Source organism: Candidatus Baltobacteraceae bacterium (assembly GCA_035502855.1).
Classification (GTDB): Bacteria; Vulcanimicrobiota; Vulcanimicrobiia; order Vulcanimicrobiales; family Vulcanimicrobiaceae; genus Aquilonibacter.
In genome coordinates, this window is record DATJTX010000030.1 from 1 (window position 1) to 16876 (window position 16876).

Consider the following 16876-nt stretch of genomic DNA (forward strand, 5'->3'; position numbering starts at 1 on the left):
CGCCGGCCTGGAGCCGCTCCACGGCCGCCAGGCGGGTAATTTCGGAGGTCGACATCGTGAGAAGCTCCATGGGGAGGGATTCCTCTCGATGGGGACATCTCTATTGAGTCCAAATGGGGACATCTCTATCGAGCTCCGATACAGTGTCACCCTGAGCTTGTCGAAGGGTGGCCGATCATGCTAAAGTAGCCCCTGGCCCCCAGACCTTTGAAAACTTGAGTTTAGGATAGAGATGTCAAAGCAGAAGATTCGCATTCGTCTGAAAGCGTTCGATCACAAGGTTCTCGACCAGTCGGCCGAGCGTATCGTCGACACCGCCAAACGCACCGGTGCGTTCGTGAGCGGTCCGGTACCGCTTCCGACCGAGATCAATCGCTTTTGCGTGCAGCGCTCGACGAACAACGACAAGAAGTCGCGCGAACACTTCGAGATGCGCACCCACAAGCGCCTCATCGACATCCTCCAGGCCTCGCCCAAGACGATGGATGCGCTGATGCACCTCGATCTGCCCGCCGGCGTGGACATCGAACTCAAGGCTTAGGACTCACAGGCGGCGCATCGATCTGCCCGAAGCAATTCGGGCTTTTTTTATTTGTCGAGATCGGCGAAGACGTCACGCACGTCGAACGAGAGCCACGGGAGTGCGTCGCACGTGAAGCGGTCGTCTTCCGTGAATTCGCGCGACCGCGCGCGTGTGCGCGACGATCCTACGCTCGAGCGGCAGCACGTCGAGCACGAGCACCGCGCCGTGGCGCAGATAGGCCGCAATCTTCCAACCGAGGTTCTTCCGCTTGTCATCCTCCGAACGGACCTCGATCGCGATATCCGGCGCGGACTGCGGCATCTCGCGTTCGTCCTCGGTCAACGGCGCGAGGCGCTCGTTCGAAATGAATGCGACGTCGGGGACGAGCGACGTGCGGCGCGGTTCGGCCGGCAAGTAGCAGCGCCACTCGGTGGCCACGTCGCCGCGCCCGCGTGCAAGCTCTTGGAGAATTGCCCAAAGCCTCCCCTGGACGATCCCGTGCCGGCGCTTCGGGCTCACCTTCGGCACCGCCCGGCCGGCGAGATATTCGATATAGGGCTTCTCGGAGTCGTCGATTTCGTCGATGACGTGCATGGTTTGCCGGTCCTCGCGCATACTCTATCATCTAGGAGGCACCGATGGAACTCAAGCCGACCTACCTGGGCACGATGATCTCGCTTGCGACCGTGGCATTCGGGTTGATTGCCGCGGGCGCGTGGAACAAGTTCATCGCCGACTTCATCGCGATCTTTCTGAAGCCCGGTTCCGGCGTGTGGGCCGAGTTCGTCTACGCCGTCATCATTACGATCGTCGCGATCCTCGTGGTGCGGGGTTTAGGGAAGCTCGCCGACCGCCAAGCGAAGTAACATGTCATTCGATTCCACGGCGCGTTTCGGTGAACGTGCCGGCGATTACGCGCGCTTTCGCCCGGGCTACCCGCGCGAAGCGATCGAGGCCGTGCTCGAGGGCTTCGTCGCTCCTGCAGTCGCCGATCTCGGCGCGGGCACCGGCATTTCGTCGGCGTTGCTTGCCGATTCGGGCGCGAAGGTCTTTGCGGTCGAGCCCAACGCCTCGATGCGCTCGTCGATACCTACGCGTCCCGACGTCATTCCCATCGACGGCACGGCGGAGTCGACGAATTTGCCGGATCGCAGCATCGACGTCGTTACCGCGTTCCAGGCGTATCACTGGTTCGATCCGCAGCGAGTACTCGCGGAAGCGGTGCGCATCGGCCGCGAACGCCTGCGCTTCGGGGCGGTTTGGAACGAGCGCGATCCGGCCGACGCCTTCGCGCGTGAGTACGAAGCGGTCGTACGGCCGTATATGACCGACGATACCGAATCGCGACGGCGCAAGAGTGCGATCGACGACGACCTGCGCGCGCGCCGTTGGGGCCGAGTCCGCGTGCTCGAATTCCGTCACCGGCAGGACCTGGATTGGGAGAGCCTGATCGGCCGAACCCGTTCGACGTCGTACCTCCCGCGCGAAGGCCCGGAGTACGAAGCGATGGCAGCGCAATTGCGCGCACTCTACGACCGCGCCGGCGATTACGGCGGCGCGCATTTCGTGCTGGTTACCAGCGTGCACCTTGGCGAACGACAATGAGCTAGCCCGACGTGCCGCGAACCAGGCGCCATGCCAATCGAGCTTCGAGAATCGCGCACCCGGACGTTCCATGGCACGAAGCGCCGGATTTTCCATTTGCTCGAAGAGATGGGTACTTCGGGCGACCAAATCTGGCCGTTCGCCTCACAACCCTTCATGCGCTCACCCGGCCCGCTCGTTCCGCAGCGCACCGAAGAATGGCATCTCGGCATCCACGCCATGCTGGCGGAGGTTGTACCGGAGGAGCGGATCGTGTGGCGGATCCTTAACGAGGGCGTCGACGGGACCCACGGCTTCTACCTTTCGACCCAAGAGAAGCAGACGGTGCTGGAATATCGGATCGAGGGGACGCTGACCGATACCGACGGGCGCCTGCTCTGGCGCCGACTCGAGGACGCGTTCGAGCGTTCGACCGAGGCGCTCTTCGACAAGATCGCACGCGTGTTGAAACGATAAAGGACAATGGAACAGCGGAACGTCGGCAAAAATGGTCCCATGGTCGGAGCGTTAGGGCTCGGCTGCATGGGCATGTCGGAATTCTATGGAGCGGGCGACGAAGCGGAATCGATTCGCACGATTCATCGCGCCCTCGAACTGGGCGTGACGATGCTCGACACGGCCGACATGTACGGGCCGCACACCAACGAGCTGCTCGTCGGCAAAGCGATCCGCGACCGGCGCGATCGCGTCTTTCTGGCGACGAAATTCGGGATCGTGCGCGATCCGTCGGACACGACGCGGCGCAGCATCAGCGGAAGGCCCGAGTACGTCCGCACCGCGTGTGAGGGCTCGCTCAAACGTTTGGGCGTCGACCACATCGATCTCTATTATCAGCATCGTGTCGACGTCTCGACCCCGATCGAAGAAACGGTCGGCGCGATGGCCGACCTGGTGCGCTCCGGCAAGGTACGCTATCTCGGACTCTCCGAAGCGAGCGCGGCCAACGTGCGGCGCGCGTACGCGGTGCACCCGATCGCGGCGCTTCAGAACGAATGGTCGCTGTGGTCGCGGGATCTCGAAGAGAACGGCCAACTCGCGGCCGCGCGCGAGTTGGGCGTTTCGATCGTCGCCTATTCGCCGCTCGGGCGCGGCTTTCTCACCGGTGCACTCAAGAGCCCGGACGACTTCGCCCCCAATGACTTCCGGCGCTCGAGCCCGCGCTTCATGGGCGAGAACTTTCAAAAGAATCTCGACTTGGTCGAACGCGTCGCCGAGTTGGCGAAGAAAAAGAATTGCACGGCCTCGCAGCTCGCGCTGGCGTGGCTGCTTGCCAAGGGGCCTGACGTCATTCCTATTCCGGGAACCAAGCGAGTGAAATATCTCGAAGAAAACGTCGGAGCGGTGAACGTGAAGCTTAGCGATGGTGAGCTGCGCGATCTCGAAGCGGTCTTTCCCATGGGTGCGGCCAGCGGTGCGCGTTATGCCGACATGAGCTTCGTGAACCGATGACCCTTCGACAAGCTCAGGACAGGCCCACCGCACACGCAAGACGATCGCAGTCCGCTGCAGCACCCGATGCGGTCGATTTCCTGGACCTGGATGCGCTCCTGAGTGGTGAGGAGCGGCTCGTACGCGATACGGTTCGCACGTTCGTACGCGAGCGCGTGCTGCCCAACGTTGCACAGTGGTTCGAAGACGGCATCTTGCCGCGCGAGATCGGAACCGAACTCGGAAAACTCGGATTGCTCGGCATGCATTTGGAGGGGTACGAGTGTCCGGGCGCAAGCGCGGTCGCGTACGGGCTTGCGTGCATGGAACTTGAAGCCGGCGACTCGGGCATTCGCAGCTTTGCTTCGGTGCAAGGCTCGCTTGCGATGTTCGCGATCCATCACTGGGGCAGCGAAGAGCAGAAACATGAGTGGCTGCCCCTGATGGCGCGCGGCCAGAAGATCGGGTGTTTTGGTTTGACCGAACCCGACTTCGGCAGCAATCCCGCCGCCATGCGAACGTTCGCGCGGCGCGCCGGAAGCGACTGGATGTTGAGCGGCACCAAGATGTGGATCACCAACGGATCGCTCGCCGACGTCGCCATCGTGTGGGCCAACACCGACGAGGGCATCCGCGGCTTCGTCGTCCCTACCGCGACCCCCGGGTTTTCCGCGACCGACGTACACCGTAAACTCTCGCTGCGCGCGAGCATCACGAGCGAGCTCGTGCTCGACGACGTGCGCCTCCCCGCCGAAGCGCAGTTGCCGCTGGCGAAAGGGCTTGCCGGCCCGCTCGCGTGTTTGAACGAGGCCCGCTATGGCATCATCTGGGGTTCGATCGGCGCCGCGCGCACCTGTTATGAGACCGCGCTCGACTACGCCAAGACGCGCGTGCAGTTCGATCGGCCGATCGGCGGATTTCAGCTTACGCAAGAAAAACTCGCGAACATGCTGATCGAACTCGGGAAAGGGTCGCTGCTCGCGCTGCATCTGGGCCGGATGAAGGACGAAGGCCGTCTCCATCCTTCACAGGTGAGCTTCGGCAAACTGAACAACGTGCGCGAGGCACTGGCGATCGCGCGCGAAGCGCGCACGATCCTCGGTGCCAACGGTGTGACGCTGGAGTACCCGGTCATCCGCCACATGAACAACCTCGAGTCGGTGCTGACCTACGAAGGCACGAGCGAAGTCCACATGCTGATCCTCGGCCAGCAGATTACGGGACTCGCAGCGTTTACGTAAGCGCGCGCGCCTGATGGTCGAGGTCGGCGAAATCCTCGTCTGAAAGTTTGAGCGCAGCTGCAGCAACGTTCTCCTCGAGATGATCGGCGCGCGAGGTTCCCGGAATCGGCAACATCACCGGCGAGCGCTTGAGCGTCCAAGCCAAGGCGACTTGCGAGGGCGTCGCATCGAGGCGCCGCGCGATCGTCGAAAGCGCTGAACCCGGCTTGGCCAAGTCGCCGGCAGCGAGCGGAAACCACGGAATGAATCCGATACCGTGCGCTTCGCAGTACTCGAGCACGCCCTCGCTCTTGCGATCGACCAGGTTGTATTGGTTCTGAATGGTAACGACCGGGAAGTAGCGTTGCGCTTCTTCGATGTCCGCGACGCTCACTTCGCTCAAGCCGACGTGACGGATGTACCCCTTCGACCGCATCTCCGCGATCGTCTCGAACTGCTCTTCGCGCGGGGTCTCCGGATCGATGCGGTGCAGTTGCCAGAGATCGATGCGCTCGACGTCGAGCCGGCGCAGGCTCATCAGTACGCACTGCTTCAAATAACCGGCGCGTCCTACCGGATCCCAGTTACCCGGTCCTTGGCGGGTCAAGCCGCCCTTGGTCGCAATCGTCATCCCGCGGTATGGATGCAGCGCCTCGCGCAGCAGATTCTCGCTGACCTCGGGCCCGTAGCTGTCCGCCGTGTCGATGAAGTTGACGCCAAGCTCGGGTAGGAGCTCTAACGTTTTGCGCGCGCCGGCGGGATCTGCCGGATCGCCCCAGATGCCGGCACCGGTTACTCGCATCGCGCCGAAGCCGAGCCGATTGACCTTGAGGTCGCCGCCGATAACGAACTGTCCCGATGCAGCGGCGGAAATTTTCGTAGCCATGCCGCCTTCAACCGGTCTGCGCCGGGCTTTAGTTTCGCGCGGCTTCGTACCTCCACCGGCCGACGTTCCAGAAGGGTGTGTTCACCGCGCTGTGCTCGCCGCGAAGCCAAGCGGGAAACGTGTTGATCGAGACCGCCTGATACATCGCGACCATCGGCAGATCTCGAGCCAGCACGCGCTGTATCCGGCGGTAATATGGAATCCGTTGCGAACGCTCGTACGGAAGCACCGCTTCTTGCATGATGCTATCGAGCGCCGGGTTACAGTAACGCGACTTGTTGAAGCCGTGCGGTGGAACCCGGCGGCACGAGAACTGGTCGCGCACGTCGGGATCGAAGCCGGCGATGAACGGAAAGAGGGCGAGGTCGTAGTGCCCGCCATAGAGCGGGCCGCCGGGCGCAACCAACGCCGACACCGCGAAGCGCCGCAGCGAGAGCCGCACGCCGATCGCACGCTCTTCCGCCTGCATCTGCGTCGCCATCTCCAGGGCGCTCGGTTTATCGGCGCGGAAGATGACGTCGAGATCGAGCGCCATGCCGTCTTTTCGGCGAACGCCGCCGGCGCCCAGCCGCCACCCGGCTTTTTCGAGCAGACGCACTGCCTGCGCGGGATCGTAGCCGGGCATCGCATAGGCTCGCGGATCGTACGCCCATTCGAACAAGCCGCGCCCGGGGTTACGCCAGCGCGAGTGACCCAGCAGCGTCTTGTTCACCACCGCGCGAACGTTGAGCGCGAGCGTCAGTGCGCGGCGCACGCGCGGATCCGAGAGCGCCGGATGGGCGGTGTCGAAAATCAGCGCACCGGTGCCGTCGATCGGCACCGCTTCGGTGCGTTTGCCCGGCAATGCCGCCAGCAGCGCATATTGTGAGTCGTCCGCATTCACGTAGGCGTCCGCTTCACCGCTGCGCAGCATGGTGAAGGCCGTGTTCGACGAGGGCACGGGAAGGATCGTAATGCGTGCGATCTTCGGCGTTCCGCCGAAGTAGTACGGATTGGCGCGCAGCTCGAGGCGTTCACCTCGAGTCCAATGCGCGAGCTCGTAAGGCCCGCTGCCCAGCGGCATGCTGTCGAGTTGCGTGGTGTGCAGGCGAGCGTGGCCCCGGAGCAGCCGAGCGGGCAGAATTGGAATGGCATTGCCGGGCCCGCAGAGATAGAGCACGATCGGCGCGTAGGGGGTGCGCAGAAAAACCTTGATGGTCCGCTCGTCCGGGGTTGCGATCGCCGCGACGTCGTCGTAGGCGACCCGCGAGGGGACGTCGCTGCCGGGGAAGGCCACGCGCGCGATCGTCTCGGCGACGTCGAACGAGGTCAGCTCGTTCCCGTCCGAAAAGCGCACGCCCGGTCGAAGGTGATAGACGATCGTCCGCCCGTCGGCGCTGATCCCGCCGTTGGCTTGGGTCGGAACCACGCTCGCGGCATCCGGAACGAGCTCGCCCCGGTCGTTGAACTTCACTAAATAGGAATACATCAGCGCGGCAAGCTCTTGACCGCCCACCCCGCTAACAAAAATAGGGTCCAGACTCGTAAAATCTTGCGTCTGGACGATGACGAGCTGGTCGCGGCTTCGAACGACCCCCGGCCGGGCGCAACCGGCAATAAGAACACCGAGCAGCATCAAAGCTAATAGCCGCATCGCCCGCCTCTCTTCGCCGTCAACCCCTCTTGACGCTGCCGGGCAGCCTTGATATAGTGCCCAGGTTGTGGTCCAGCCGGTCCGCGCTTCCTTTGCGCGTGCCGGAAAAACAAATAGAAGTACGCCAGGGCCAGTGTACTTACCTTTCGATAAGCTCAGGCTGACGAAGCCTAGGACGAGGATCTAGTGAAGAACATCCTTGGCCGCAAGGTTGGGATGACGAGCGTGTTCACCGACGACGGGCGCAACGTGCCCGTGACGGTGATCGAAGCCGGTCCCTGCACGGTCGTGGAGCGCCGCACGAAGGAGTCGCATGGCTATGACGCCGTTGCGCTCGGCTTCGGCGCGGTCAAACGCGCGCGCGTATCGCGTGCCCTTGCCGGACATTTCAAGAAACAAGGCGTCGAGGCCGCGCGCTTCGTGCGCGAGTTCCGCACCGGCATCGACGGTGTCGAAGTCGGTCAAACCATCACGGTCGCCGGGTTCGAGCCGGGCGACCGTGTTGATGTCATCGGCATTTCGAAAGGCCATGGCTTTTCGGGCGGCATCAAGCGTCACAATTTCTCGGGCGGCGGCGCCAGCCACGGCTCGATGATTCACCGCCAGCCGGCTTCGAACGGCGACACCAACGCCGGACGCGTTCCCAAAGGTGCGCGTCGTCCGGGACACTTCGGGGTCGATCGGACGACCATGCAAAACCTGGAAGTGATCCGCGCGGACGCCGAGCGCAATCTTCTGCTCGTTCGCGGCCCCGTTCCGGGTCCCAAGAACGCGCTCGTCGTGTTGCGGCAGAGCGTCAAGCGCAAAGAAACGGCGGGAGCGTAAGCCATGCCGAACGTCATCGACGCAACCGGAAAGATCGTGCGCGACGTGCAAACGCCGGCGATCTTCGAACAAGATTATTCCGCCAAGAGCCACACGCTCTTCCGCGCCGTCTATCGCGAGCTTGCCAGCCCTCGCGCCGGCACCGCTTCGACCAAGAAACGCGACGAAGTCGCGGGCGGCGGACGCAAGCCCTGGCGTCAGAAGGGCACCGGCCGGGCGCGGCAGGGTTCGATTCGCTCGCCGCAATGGCGTCACGGCGGCGTCGTCTTCGGGCCGCAGCCGCGCAGCTACGTGACCGATCTCAATAAAAAGGAGCGCAAGCTCGCGTTCCTCGCGGCGCTGGCCGACCGGTTCAAGAACGGCGCGATCACCGTGCTCGACGCCGCCGGGTTCTCGCTCACCAAGACCAACGATTTTGCCAAACTCGTTTTCGGCAGCGGCAAGGCGGCCAAAACGGGGCCGTCGACGCTGATCGTGACGGTGAAGGGCGAGGCCAATGCGGACGCGATCGAGCGCGTTGCGCGCAATCTGCGCAAAGTCTCCGTGACCGATACGGGAGCCCTCGACGTCAAGGACGTGCTGCGCTTCGAACGCATCATCTTCACGACCTCGGCGTACGACGCGCTCGGGGGACCCGCGGGCTCTGCCCGCGGGGGCGCGAAGCGCGAAGCGCGTAGCGCCGTTAAAACACTAGGGGTCCCCGAAGTGCAAAGCACTTTGGGGGAGGGCAAATAAATGGACGCACGCGATGTGATCCTCTCGCCGCGCATCACCGAGAAATCGATGGCCAATGCGCTGGGAACCCAGTATACGTTTGTCGTGCATCCGCATGCGACCAAAACGCAGATCCGTCACGCGATCGAGCAGATCTTCAGCGTGAACGTCATGAGCGTCAACACGGTCAACGTGGGCGGGAAAGCCCGCAACTTCGCGCGTCGCGCCAACCGCACCAGCGGCAAGCAGAGCGACTTCAAGAAGGCGATCGTCACTTTGAAGCCCGGTCAAAAGATCGAACTAGGCGGCGTCAATTACTTCGAGCAATGATTCGCATGCATAACACACTCAATCGCTTCGTTGCTCATCGCTCACGTGCTAATGCACGCTACACTCTTCGCGCCTCGCGCTTGAGCGCGTTCTGCACGCGACTCGGAGATGCTCTGTAATGCCAGTGAAAAAATACAGGCCCACAAGCCCCGGCCGGCGCTTCGTGACCACGATGGACTTCTCCGATCTTTCCAAGGTCGATCCGGAAAAGTCATTGGTCGAGGTTCGCAAGAAGCATTCGGGCCGCAACAACAACGGGCACATCACCGTTCGTCATAAGGGCGGCGGCACGCGCAAGCAGTACCGGATCATCGATTTCAAGCGCTCCAAGGACGGCATTCCGGCCAAGGTCGCGAGCGTCGAGTACGATCCGAACCGTTCCGCGCGCATCGCCCTGCTCCATTACAAGGATGGCGAAAAGCGCTACATCTTGGCCCCGCTCGGACTGCGGGTCGGCGACGTCGTGGAATCCGGCGCAGCGGCCGACATCAAGCCCGGCAACACGCTGCCAATCAAGAACATCCCGGTGGGCAGCGTCATCCACAACATCGAGCTTCGTCCCGGACAGGGAGGCAAGCTCGTGCGGTCCGCCGGCGTCGCGGCGCAGTTGATGGCCAAGGAAGACGATTACTCCCAGGTGCGCATGCCCTCGGGCGAAGTGCGCAAGATTCACATCGAGTGCCGCGCCACGATCGGTCAGCTCGGGAACGTCGAGCACGAAAACCAAGTGATCGGCAAGGCCGGCCGGTCGCGCCATCTCGGCAAACGCCCGGCGGTTCGCGGCATCGCGATGAACCCGGTCGATCACCCGCACGGCGGCGGTGAGGCGCGTTCCACCTCGGGGCGTCCGCCGACCACGCCCTGGGGTCAGATGACGATGGGTAAAAAGACGCGCCGCAACAAGCGCACGACCAAGATGATCGTTCGTAAGCGAGGTTCGAAATAATGGGACGTTCACTGAAAAAGGGGCCGTTCGTTGCGGATCACCTTCTCAAGAAGGTCGAGAAGCTGAACGAAACGCGCGAGAAGCGCGTCGTCAAGACGTGGAGCCGGGCGTCGACGATCGTTCCGTCGATGGTCGGTCACACGATCGGCGTGCACAACGGAAGAGCGCACGTGCCCGTCTACATTACGGAGAACATGGTCGGACACAAGCTCGGCGAGTTCGCGCCGACCCGCGGCTTTCGGGGTCATGGCGGCGATAAGGCGGCGGTGAAGGCATGACGCCCGAAACGTCGCTGAGCTCGGGGCCACAAGCCGTCGCACATCTAAAGTTCGTTCGCATGGCGCCGCGCAAGCTGCGTCGCGTCGCCGACGCGATCCGTGGGAAGAGCGTGCGCGAGGCGCTGACCATGCTCGCGTTCGCCGGCGTCTATGCCTCGGAGCCGATCGAGAAGCTCGTCCGCAGTGCGGTCGCAAACGCGGGCAACAACCACGACATGAACACCGATGAGCTCTATATCACGCGCATCACCGTCGACGGTGGTCCCGGCGGCCGTTTCACCAAACGCCTCGATCCGCGGGCGCAAGGCCGTGCGTATTTCAAACGCAAGCGCCTCTCGCACGTGACGGTCGTGGTCAGCGAAACGCCGCCGCAGAAGAAGCGCAGAGCGCGCAGCGGCGCGTCGGTTTCCACCAAACGCACTCCGGTGCGCCGCGCCACTCCCAAACGTACCGCCAAAGCCGCTGCGTCCTTCGACAAGGCTCAGGATTAAAAAGGAAAGTTCATGGGACAGAAGATCCACCCCGTCGGCCTTCGCCTGGGCATCACGCGTACGTGGGACAGCCGCTGGTTCGAGAAAAAACATTACATCGACTGGCTGCACGAAGACGTCAAGATTCGTCAGTTCTTCAACAAGTGGATGCGTTCGGCCGCGATCAGCAAGATCGAGATCGAGCGGCGCGCCAACCAGGCGCGCGTGATCGTCAACACGGCCAAGCCCGGTATCATCATCGGCAAGCGCGGCGTCGGCATCGAAGAGATCCGCAAGAATCTCGAAAAGTTGACCGGCAAGAACGTGCAAGTCAACGTGATGGAAATCAAGCATCCCGAGCTCGACGCGCGCTTGGTCGCCCAGAACATCGTCGATCAGCTCGAGAAGCGCATCGCATTTCGCCGCGCCATGAAGCAGGCGATCATGCGCACGATGAAGGCCGGCGCGCGCGGCGTGAAGGTGCAAGTATCGGGACGCCTCGGCGGTGCCGAAATCGCGCGCACCGAGCGCAACGCCGACGGAAAAGTGCCGCTGCACACGCTGCGCGCCGACATCGATTACGCGCACGTCGAAGCGTTCACGACCTTCGGTCGCATCGGCGTGAAGGTGTGGATTTATCGCGGTGAAGTGCTGCCGGATCAGCCGCGGCAGAGCAACACGCTCGACCGGGCCGAACGTCAAGGCGGATTTCGCGATCGCCGCGAGCGCGGCGGACGCGGCCGTGGGCGCGGCGGCCGTCCGCAGCCGGGCGGTACGCCGGGCGCGATCGCCGAGCCGAGTGGTGAGCCGGTCAGTGAACCCGTGACCGTCGATCCGGATTCGATTGTGAACGAAGCCGCTGCGGCGCCGTACGAGAGCAGCCCGCCGCCGGCCGAAGGGAGTTCAGAACATGTTGACGCCTAAACGAGTGAAGTGGCGCAAAGTGCAGCGCGGGCGCATGACCGGGCGCGCACTGCGAGGCAGCGCGCTCACCTTCGGCGAGTACGGCTTGCAGGCGATGGAACCGTGTTGGATGACCAACCGTCAAATCGAGGCGGCGCGTATCGCGATGACGCGCCACATCAAGCGCGGCGGTAAGGTGTGGATCAAGGTCTTCCCCGATAAGCCGGTGACGAAGAAGCCCGCCGAAGTCCGCATGGGCGCCGGTAAGGGTAATCCGGAGTTCTGGGTTGCCGTCGTGCGTCCGGGACGCGTGCTCTTCGAACTCTCCGGCGTCGAGCCCGTCGTTGCGAAGGAAGCACTGCGCCTTGCAGCTTCCAAATTGCCGATCGAAACGAAGATCGTTTCGCGCGAGGAGGCGAGCGCATGAAGAGGGGCGAGTTGAACGAACTGCGGGGTCTGACGATGGGCGAGCTGCAGCAAAAGGCACGCGACACAAAGTCCGAGCTCTTCAATCTGCGCTTTGCCCTGCGTACCGGGCATCTGACCGATTTCAGCAAGATCAAGGCGATGCGCCGCGCGTACGCCCAGATTCAGACCGTCATTTCCGAGAAGCGATTGGCCGAGGAGCAGCATGGAGCAGCGTAACGAGCGGGCGGTGGCGCGCCGCGTGAAACAGGGTCGCGTCGCGTCCGACAAGATGGACAAGACGATCGTCGTCGTGACCGAGACGCGCGTTCCGCACCCGACGTACGGCAAGATCGTTCGCAAGTCCACGCGCTTCAAAGCGCATGACGAACAGAACCAAGCCAAAATCGGCGATATCGTGCGCATCATGGAATGCCGCCCGCTCTCGCGCGACAAACGCTGGCGTCTGGTCGAGATCGTCGAACGAGCGAAGTAGAAGAAGATGATACAGCAAGAAACGCGACTCAAAGTCGCCGATAACAGCGGTGCCCGCGAGCTGCTGGTGATTCACGTCAGCGGCGGAAGCCGTCACGCCTATGCCCATGTCGGCGACGTCGTCGTCGGCACGGTCAAGAGCGCGATTCCCGGCGCGGCGGTGAAGAAAGGTCAGGTCGTGAAGGCCGTGATCGTGCGCACGTCCGCGCCGATCCGTCGTTCGGACGGTTCCGTCGTGCGTTGCGACGACAACGCCTGCGTGATCATCAAGGGCGAAAAAGACAATCTCGACCCGCGCGGCACGCGCGTCTTCGGACCGGTCATGCGGGAACTTCGCGATCGCGGCTTCTTGAAGATCGCCTCGCTCGCACCGGAGGTGCTCTAACATGGCTGCGAAGCTTCATATCGTCAAGGGCGATACCGTCGTCGTGCGCCGCGGCAAGGAAAAAGGAAAGCGCGGCGTGGTCAAGGCCGTTTTTCCGAAGGCTGGTTTCGCCACGGTGGAAGGCCTGAATATCGTCAAGCGCCATACGAAGGCGGGCCAGCAGCGCGGCAACATGGGTGCGGCCCAGAGCGGCGGCATCATCGAGAAAGAGGCTCCGTTCCCGATCTCGGCGCTGATGGCGGTCGATCCGAAGGATAACGCCCCGACGCGGCTGCGTCGCGGTCGTACGGCGGACGGCGTCCCGCATCGCGTCGCCGTCCGCAGCGGTGAGCCGTTGCGAGAATCGGCCAAAGGAGCGTAATCGATGGCAACCCGTTTGAAAGAAAAGTACAAGAGCTCGGTGCGCAGCCGGCTGCAGGAGAAGTTCGGCTACAAGAACAGCGAGCAGGTGCCCAAGCTCGAGAAGGTCGTCGTGAACATGAGCGTGGGCGATGCGATCGCCAACGCCAAGGCGCTCGACGCGGCGGTGGCCGAGCTGACGCAGATCACCGGCCAAAAGCCGGTCGTGACGAAGGCGAAGAAGTCGATCGCGGCGTTCAAGCTGCGCGAGGGAATGAACATCGGCGCGAAGGTCACCCTGCGCGGCGACCGGATGTACATTTTCCTCGACAAACTCTTCAACATCGTGCTTCCCCGTATCCGCGACTTTCGCGGGCTGCCGGCGAAGTCGTTCGACGGGCGCGGCAACTACAATCTGGGCCTTCGCGAACAGTTGGTGTTCCCGGAGATCAACTACGACAAGGTCGACAAAGCGCGCGGCATGGACATTACGATCGTCACGACGGCGAAGTCGGACGAAGAGGCGTCGGAGTTTCTCACGGCGATGGGGCTTCCGCTACAGAAAGGCCGGTCCTTCGACGGTGCTCAGGATCAAAAAAGAAAGTAAGATATGGCAAAGACGAGTTTGATCGTGAAATCGCAGCGGACGCCGAAGTTTGGCGTGCGTTCGCACAATCGCTGCAAGATTTGCGGACGCCCCCGCGGCTATCTCCGCAAGTTTGCCATGTGCCGCATCTGTTTTCGGGAGAACGCGCACAAAGGCGTGGTCCCCGGCGTAACCAAGGCGAGTTGGTGACGGTGATGATTGGAGAAGTGTTTTAAAATGGCAGCTATAACCGACCCCGTTGCTGATCTGCTCACGCGCATCCGCAACGCGAACACCGCCAATCACAAGACGGTGGACGTTCCGGCGTCGCGCGTAAAAGCCGCGATCTCCCAGATCCTCAAAGACGAGGGTTTCATCGAAGATTTCGAGCGGGTGAACGAAGGGCCGCAAGGCACGCTGCGCATCCGTCTCAAGTATGGTCCGGAGAAAGAAAAAGTCATCACCGGCCTGCGCCGCATCTCGCGTCCGGGCTTGCGCGTGTACACGGGCAAAACCGAGATCCCGCGCGTGCTCGGCGGCTTGGGTCTGGTCATCATGTCGACCCCGCAGGGCATCATGTCCGGCAAACGGGCTAAAAAGCTCGGCGTCGGCGGTGAAGTCCTGGCATATGTTTGGTAGTCCTTCGACAGGCTCAGGATTAAAAAGGAAAGTCTAAATGTCGCGTATTGGAAAACTCCCCGTCAACGTGCCCAGCGGCGTGAACGTCACGCTGGGCGACGGCGAGGTGGTCGTCAAAGGGCCCAAGGGTGAACTGCGTCAGACGATTTTGACGCAGTCGATCGACGTCAAACTCGAGGACGGCAAAGTGATCGTCGCGCGCAAGAGCGACGCGAAGCCACAGCGCTCGCTGCACGGGTTGACGCGCACGCTGATCTCCAACATGGTCGAGGGCGTGAGCAAAGGATTTCGCAAGAGCCTCGAGATCCAAGGCGTCGGCTATCGCGCCGCCAAGGCGGGCGAGCGGCTGAACCTGAGCCTGGGCTACTCGCATCCGGTCGTGTTCGAGCCGCCGAAGGGCATTACGCTTTCGGTCGAGGGACAAAACAAGATTCACGTCGACGGCATCGACAAACAGCAAGTCGGTCAAGTCGCGGCGGAGATCCGTTCCCTGCGCGCGCCCGAACCGTATAAAGGTAAGGGCATTCGCTACGAGGGCGAGGTCATTCGCAAGAAACTCGGTAAGGCCGGAAAGGCAGGAAAGAAGTAAATGGCGCGCCTCTCCAAAGATGATTCGCGTCGCGCGCGTCATCAGCGCCTGCGTAAGAAGCTTGCCGGCACGAACGACTGTCCGCGTCTGATGGTTCGGCGCACGCTTCACCACATCTACGCAACGCTGGTCGACGATGCGAAGGGTCACACGCTCGCGGCCGCTTCGACGCGCGATAAGTCGGTTGGCGAATCGCTCGGCTCGAAGACCAATCTCAATGCCGCCAAGGCCGTGGGCACGGCCATTGCGGCCAAGGCCAAGGCGGCCGGCATCACCGAGGTCGTGTTCGATCGCGGCGGCTACAAATATCACGGACGCGTACAAGCACTCGCCGATGCGGCGCGTGAAGCGGGGCTGAATTTCTAATGAATTATCGTGGTGGTCGCGAACGCGACAATAGTGGATTCGAAGAGACCGTCGTGCGCGTCAATCGCGTGGCGAAAGTCGTCAAGGGCGGTAAACGCTTCAGCTTCAGTGCGCTCGTCGTGGTCGGCGATCGCAAGGGCAAAGTCGGTTTCGCCATCGGTAAGGCCGGCGAGGTGCCTGAAGCGATTCGCAAAGCGGTCGAGCAGGCAAAGAAGAACCTCGTAACCGTGCCGATGGTGGAGAAAACGATCCCCCACGAAGTGTACATGCAAGTCGGCTCGGCCAAAGTGATGCTCAAACCCGCCGCGCCCGGTACCGGCGTCATCGCCGGGGGCTCGATGCGCGCGGTGCTGGAGCTGGCCGGTATCCACGATATCCTCACCAAGTCGCTGGGAACGAACAATCCGATCAACGTCGTGCTCGCGACAATCGAGGGATTGCGTTCGCTCAAGACGGTCGACCGCGTGGCGGCGCTCCGCGGCAAGACCGCTAAGGAAATTTTCTCGGCTGCAAGCTAGAGATAGAAAAAAATCATGGCAGAAAAAAAGAAAACCGCAAAAAAGAGCAGCGCCGCTAGCAAAAAGTCCGCGGTGAAAGCGTCGCCCGCAAAGAAGTCGCCGGCAAAGAAAACGCCGGCCACAAAAGCGCCCGCCGCAAAAGCGCCCGCCGCGAAAGCGCCGGCTGCAAAAACCGCCGTTGCGAAAAGCAGCACGACGAGCGCCGGTGCGATTGCGACGCCGAGCGGAACGATGCTCAAGCTGGGCGCGCTCGTTCCCGCCAAAGGCTCGTGGCCGAAGCGCCAGCGCATCGGCCGCGGACACGGGTCGGGCATGGTCAAGACCGGCGGCGAAGGCGGCAAAGGTCAGACCGTGCGCTCGGGCGGCGGCAAGGGTCCCTCGTTCGAAGGCGGTCAGACGCCGTGGGGGCGTCGTCTGCCTCACAAGCGCGGATACTCGCAAAAGGCGCGCGACATCGGGCACTTCCGTGCGCGTTACGCGGTCGTCAACCTGCATCAGCTCAGCGCGTGGGATGCGAGCGTCGAGATTTCGCCCGAGTCGCTGCGCGAGCGCGGCATTTTGAAGTCGACGCTCGACGGCGTGAAGATTCTGGGCGGGAGCAAGACCGGTACGGCGCTTCCATCGGGATTGAAGTTTCGCGACGTCGTCTTTTCGGCAAGTGCGCTCGAAGCGCTCAAAGCCGCCGGCGCGTCCTTTCCTGAAGGCGACCAATGACGTCGACGCCGCGTCTTGGGCTCGACTTTCGTTCTGAGCGCGAAGCGAAGAGCGACAAAGCTCAGGGCGAAAGGGGAGC

General features: G+C 62.7%; 28 protein-coding genes and 1 pseudogene. 25 read left to right on the top strand and 4 right to left on the bottom strand.

The genetic code is table 11. From position 1 onward, the window contains the following. The first annotated feature begins 232 nt into the window (after positions 1–232). Positions 233–541, top strand: a complete 309-nt coding sequence (rpsJ, locus tag VMF11_12270; GenBank protein ID HTU71080.1) for a 30S ribosomal protein S10 — start codon at positions 233–235, stop codon at positions 539–541. A gap of 72 nt (positions 542–613) precedes the next feature. Here rpsJ and VMF11_12275 read toward each other — a convergent pair whose 3' ends face one another. Beyond that, positions 614–1138 carry a Uma2 family endonuclease gene (locus tag VMF11_12275; GenBank protein ID HTU71081.1) on the bottom strand — a complete coding sequence of 175 codons (525 nt, stop codon included), beginning with the start codon at positions 1136–1138 and terminating at the stop codon, positions 614–616. Positions 1139–1161: 23 nt separating this feature from the next. On the opposite strand from VMF11_12275, the gene VMF11_12280 reads away from it, so the two are divergent. From VMF11_12280 to VMF11_12300, 5 genes are read left to right on the top strand one after another with little or no spacing between them, the layout of a single operon-like run. Next, complete coding sequence (locus VMF11_12280; GenBank protein ID HTU71082.1) at positions 1162–1389, top strand: DUF5654 family protein; 228 nt, start codon at positions 1162–1164, stop codon at positions 1387–1389. Position 1390: 1 nt separating this feature from the next. After that, positions 1391–2128, top strand: a complete 738-nt coding sequence (locus VMF11_12285; protein HTU71083.1) for a class I SAM-dependent methyltransferase — start codon at positions 1391–1393, stop codon at positions 2126–2128. A 30-nt stretch (positions 2129–2158) separates the two neighbouring features. After that, positions 2159–2584: a hypothetical protein gene (locus VMF11_12290; GenBank protein ID HTU71084.1), complete on the top strand. Its 426-nt coding sequence runs from the start codon at positions 2159–2161 to the stop codon at positions 2582–2584. A 39-nt stretch (positions 2585–2623) separates the two neighbouring features. After that, on the top strand, positions 2624–3577 hold the full coding sequence (locus tag VMF11_12295) for an aldo/keto reductase (protein ID HTU71085.1): 954 nt from the start codon (positions 2624–2626) through the stop codon (positions 3575–3577). Then, the gene (locus VMF11_12300; protein ID HTU71086.1) at positions 3574–4797 is read left to right on the top strand and encodes an acyl-CoA dehydrogenase family protein; all 1224 of its coding nucleotides are present in this window, start codon (positions 3574–3576) and stop codon (positions 4795–4797) included. The genes VMF11_12295 and VMF11_12300 overlap by 4 nt, the downstream gene beginning before the upstream one ends. Here the strand turns inward: VMF11_12300 and VMF11_12305 are convergent. Continuing rightward, a complete protein-coding gene (locus VMF11_12305; protein HTU71087.1) occupies positions 4790–5662 on the bottom strand; it encodes an aldo/keto reductase in 873 nt (290 codons plus the stop codon). The two genes, VMF11_12300 and VMF11_12305, sit on opposite strands and share 8 nt — an antisense overlap. A gap of 28 nt (positions 5663–5690) precedes the next feature. Beyond that, positions 5691–7295: a peptide ABC transporter substrate-binding protein gene (locus VMF11_12310; protein HTU71088.1), complete on the bottom strand. Its 1605-nt coding sequence runs from the start codon at positions 7293–7295 to the stop codon at positions 5691–5693. A 186-nt stretch (positions 7296–7481) separates the two neighbouring features. Here VMF11_12310 and rplC point away from each other — a divergent pair, with 186 nt between their 5' ends. The 18 genes and pseudogenes from rplC (at position 7482) to rpsE (ending at position 16083) form a co-directional block, all read left to right on the top strand. Next, positions 7482–8120 carry a 50S ribosomal protein L3 gene (gene rplC, locus VMF11_12315; GenBank protein ID HTU71089.1) on the top strand — a complete coding sequence of 213 codons (639 nt, stop codon included), beginning with the start codon at positions 7482–7484 and terminating at the stop codon, positions 8118–8120. Positions 8121–8123: 3 nt separating this feature from the next. After that, the gene (gene rplD / locus VMF11_12320) at positions 8124–8855 is read left to right on the top strand and encodes a 50S ribosomal protein L4 (protein HTU71090.1); all 732 of its coding nucleotides are present in this window, start codon (positions 8124–8126) and stop codon (positions 8853–8855) included. Continuing rightward, positions 8856–9164: a 50S ribosomal protein L23 gene (gene rplW / locus VMF11_12325; protein ID HTU71091.1), complete on the top strand. Its 309-nt coding sequence runs from the start codon at positions 8856–8858 to the stop codon at positions 9162–9164. Between the two features lie 118 nt (positions 9165–9282). Then, positions 9283–10110, top strand: coding sequence for a 50S ribosomal protein L2 (gene rplB, locus VMF11_12330; protein HTU71092.1), 828 nt, complete (start codon positions 9283–9285; stop codon positions 10108–10110). Then, on the top strand, positions 10110–10388 hold the full coding sequence (gene rpsS / locus VMF11_12335; protein HTU71093.1) for a 30S ribosomal protein S19: 279 nt from the start codon (positions 10110–10112) through the stop codon (positions 10386–10388). The genes rplB and rpsS overlap by 1 nt, the downstream gene beginning before the upstream one ends. Then, a complete protein-coding gene (rplV, locus tag VMF11_12340) occupies positions 10385–10879 on the top strand; it encodes a 50S ribosomal protein L22 (GenBank protein HTU71094.1) in 495 nt (164 codons plus the stop codon). Before rpsS ends, rplV begins: the two co-directional genes overlap by 4 nt. Positions 10880–10891: 12 nt before the next feature. Next, positions 10892–11515: pseudogene (rpsC, locus tag VMF11_12345) on the top strand (30S ribosomal protein S3). Positions 11516–11768: 253 nt separating this feature from the next. Next, positions 11769–12188 (top strand): 50S ribosomal protein L16, encoded by a 420-nt coding sequence (gene rplP, locus VMF11_12350; GenBank protein HTU71095.1) that lies wholly within the window; start codon positions 11769–11771, stop codon positions 12186–12188. An 11-nt stretch (positions 12189–12199) separates the two neighbouring features. Next, complete coding sequence (rpmC, locus tag VMF11_12355) at positions 12200–12406, top strand: 50S ribosomal protein L29 (protein ID HTU71096.1); 207 nt, start codon at positions 12200–12202, stop codon at positions 12404–12406. Further along, positions 12393–12662 carry a 30S ribosomal protein S17 gene (gene rpsQ, locus VMF11_12360; protein HTU71097.1) on the top strand — a complete coding sequence of 90 codons (270 nt, stop codon included), beginning with the start codon at positions 12393–12395 and terminating at the stop codon, positions 12660–12662. The genes rpmC and rpsQ overlap by 14 nt, the downstream gene beginning before the upstream one ends. Positions 12663–12668: 6 nt before the next feature. Next, positions 12669–13046: a 50S ribosomal protein L14 gene (gene rplN, locus VMF11_12365; GenBank protein HTU71098.1), complete on the top strand. Its 378-nt coding sequence runs from the start codon at positions 12669–12671 to the stop codon at positions 13044–13046. A gap of 1 nt (position 13047) precedes the next feature. Further along, a complete protein-coding gene (rplX, locus tag VMF11_12370; GenBank protein ID HTU71099.1) occupies positions 13048–13407 on the top strand; it encodes a 50S ribosomal protein L24 in 360 nt (119 codons plus the stop codon). 3 nt (positions 13408–13410) lie between these two features. Continuing rightward, positions 13411–13992 (top strand): 50S ribosomal protein L5, encoded by a 582-nt coding sequence (gene rplE / locus VMF11_12375; protein HTU71100.1) that lies wholly within the window; start codon positions 13411–13413, stop codon positions 13990–13992. Between the two features lie 3 nt (positions 13993–13995). Further along, positions 13996–14181: a type Z 30S ribosomal protein S14 gene (locus tag VMF11_12380; protein HTU71101.1), complete on the top strand. Its 186-nt coding sequence runs from the start codon at positions 13996–13998 to the stop codon at positions 14179–14181. Positions 14182–14208: 27 nt separating this feature from the next. Continuing rightward, positions 14209–14610, top strand: a complete 402-nt coding sequence (gene rpsH, locus VMF11_12385; protein ID HTU71102.1) for a 30S ribosomal protein S8 — start codon at positions 14209–14211, stop codon at positions 14608–14610. Between the two features lie 37 nt (positions 14611–14647). Next, positions 14648–15199: a 50S ribosomal protein L6 gene (gene rplF / locus VMF11_12390; GenBank protein HTU71103.1), complete on the top strand. Its 552-nt coding sequence runs from the start codon at positions 14648–14650 to the stop codon at positions 15197–15199. After that, positions 15200–15565 (top strand): 50S ribosomal protein L18, encoded by a 366-nt coding sequence (rplR, locus tag VMF11_12395; protein ID HTU71104.1) that lies wholly within the window; start codon positions 15200–15202, stop codon positions 15563–15565. It begins immediately after the preceding gene. After that, positions 15565–16083: a 30S ribosomal protein S5 gene (rpsE, locus tag VMF11_12400; protein HTU71105.1), complete on the top strand. Its 519-nt coding sequence runs from the start codon at positions 15565–15567 to the stop codon at positions 16081–16083. Before rplR ends, rpsE begins: the two co-directional genes overlap by 1 nt. Here the strand turns inward: rpsE and VMF11_12405 are convergent. After that, on the bottom strand, positions 16080–16322 hold the full coding sequence (locus tag VMF11_12405; GenBank protein HTU71106.1) for a hypothetical protein: 243 nt from the start codon (positions 16320–16322) through the stop codon (positions 16080–16082). The two genes, rpsE and VMF11_12405, sit on opposite strands and share 4 nt — an antisense overlap. Between VMF11_12405 and rplO the strand changes: the two genes are divergently transcribed. Continuing rightward, complete coding sequence (gene rplO / locus VMF11_12410; GenBank protein ID HTU71107.1) at positions 16315–16797, top strand: 50S ribosomal protein L15; 483 nt, start codon at positions 16315–16317, stop codon at positions 16795–16797. The two genes, VMF11_12405 and rplO, sit on opposite strands and share 8 nt — an antisense overlap. Positions 16798–16876 lie beyond the last annotated feature (79 nt).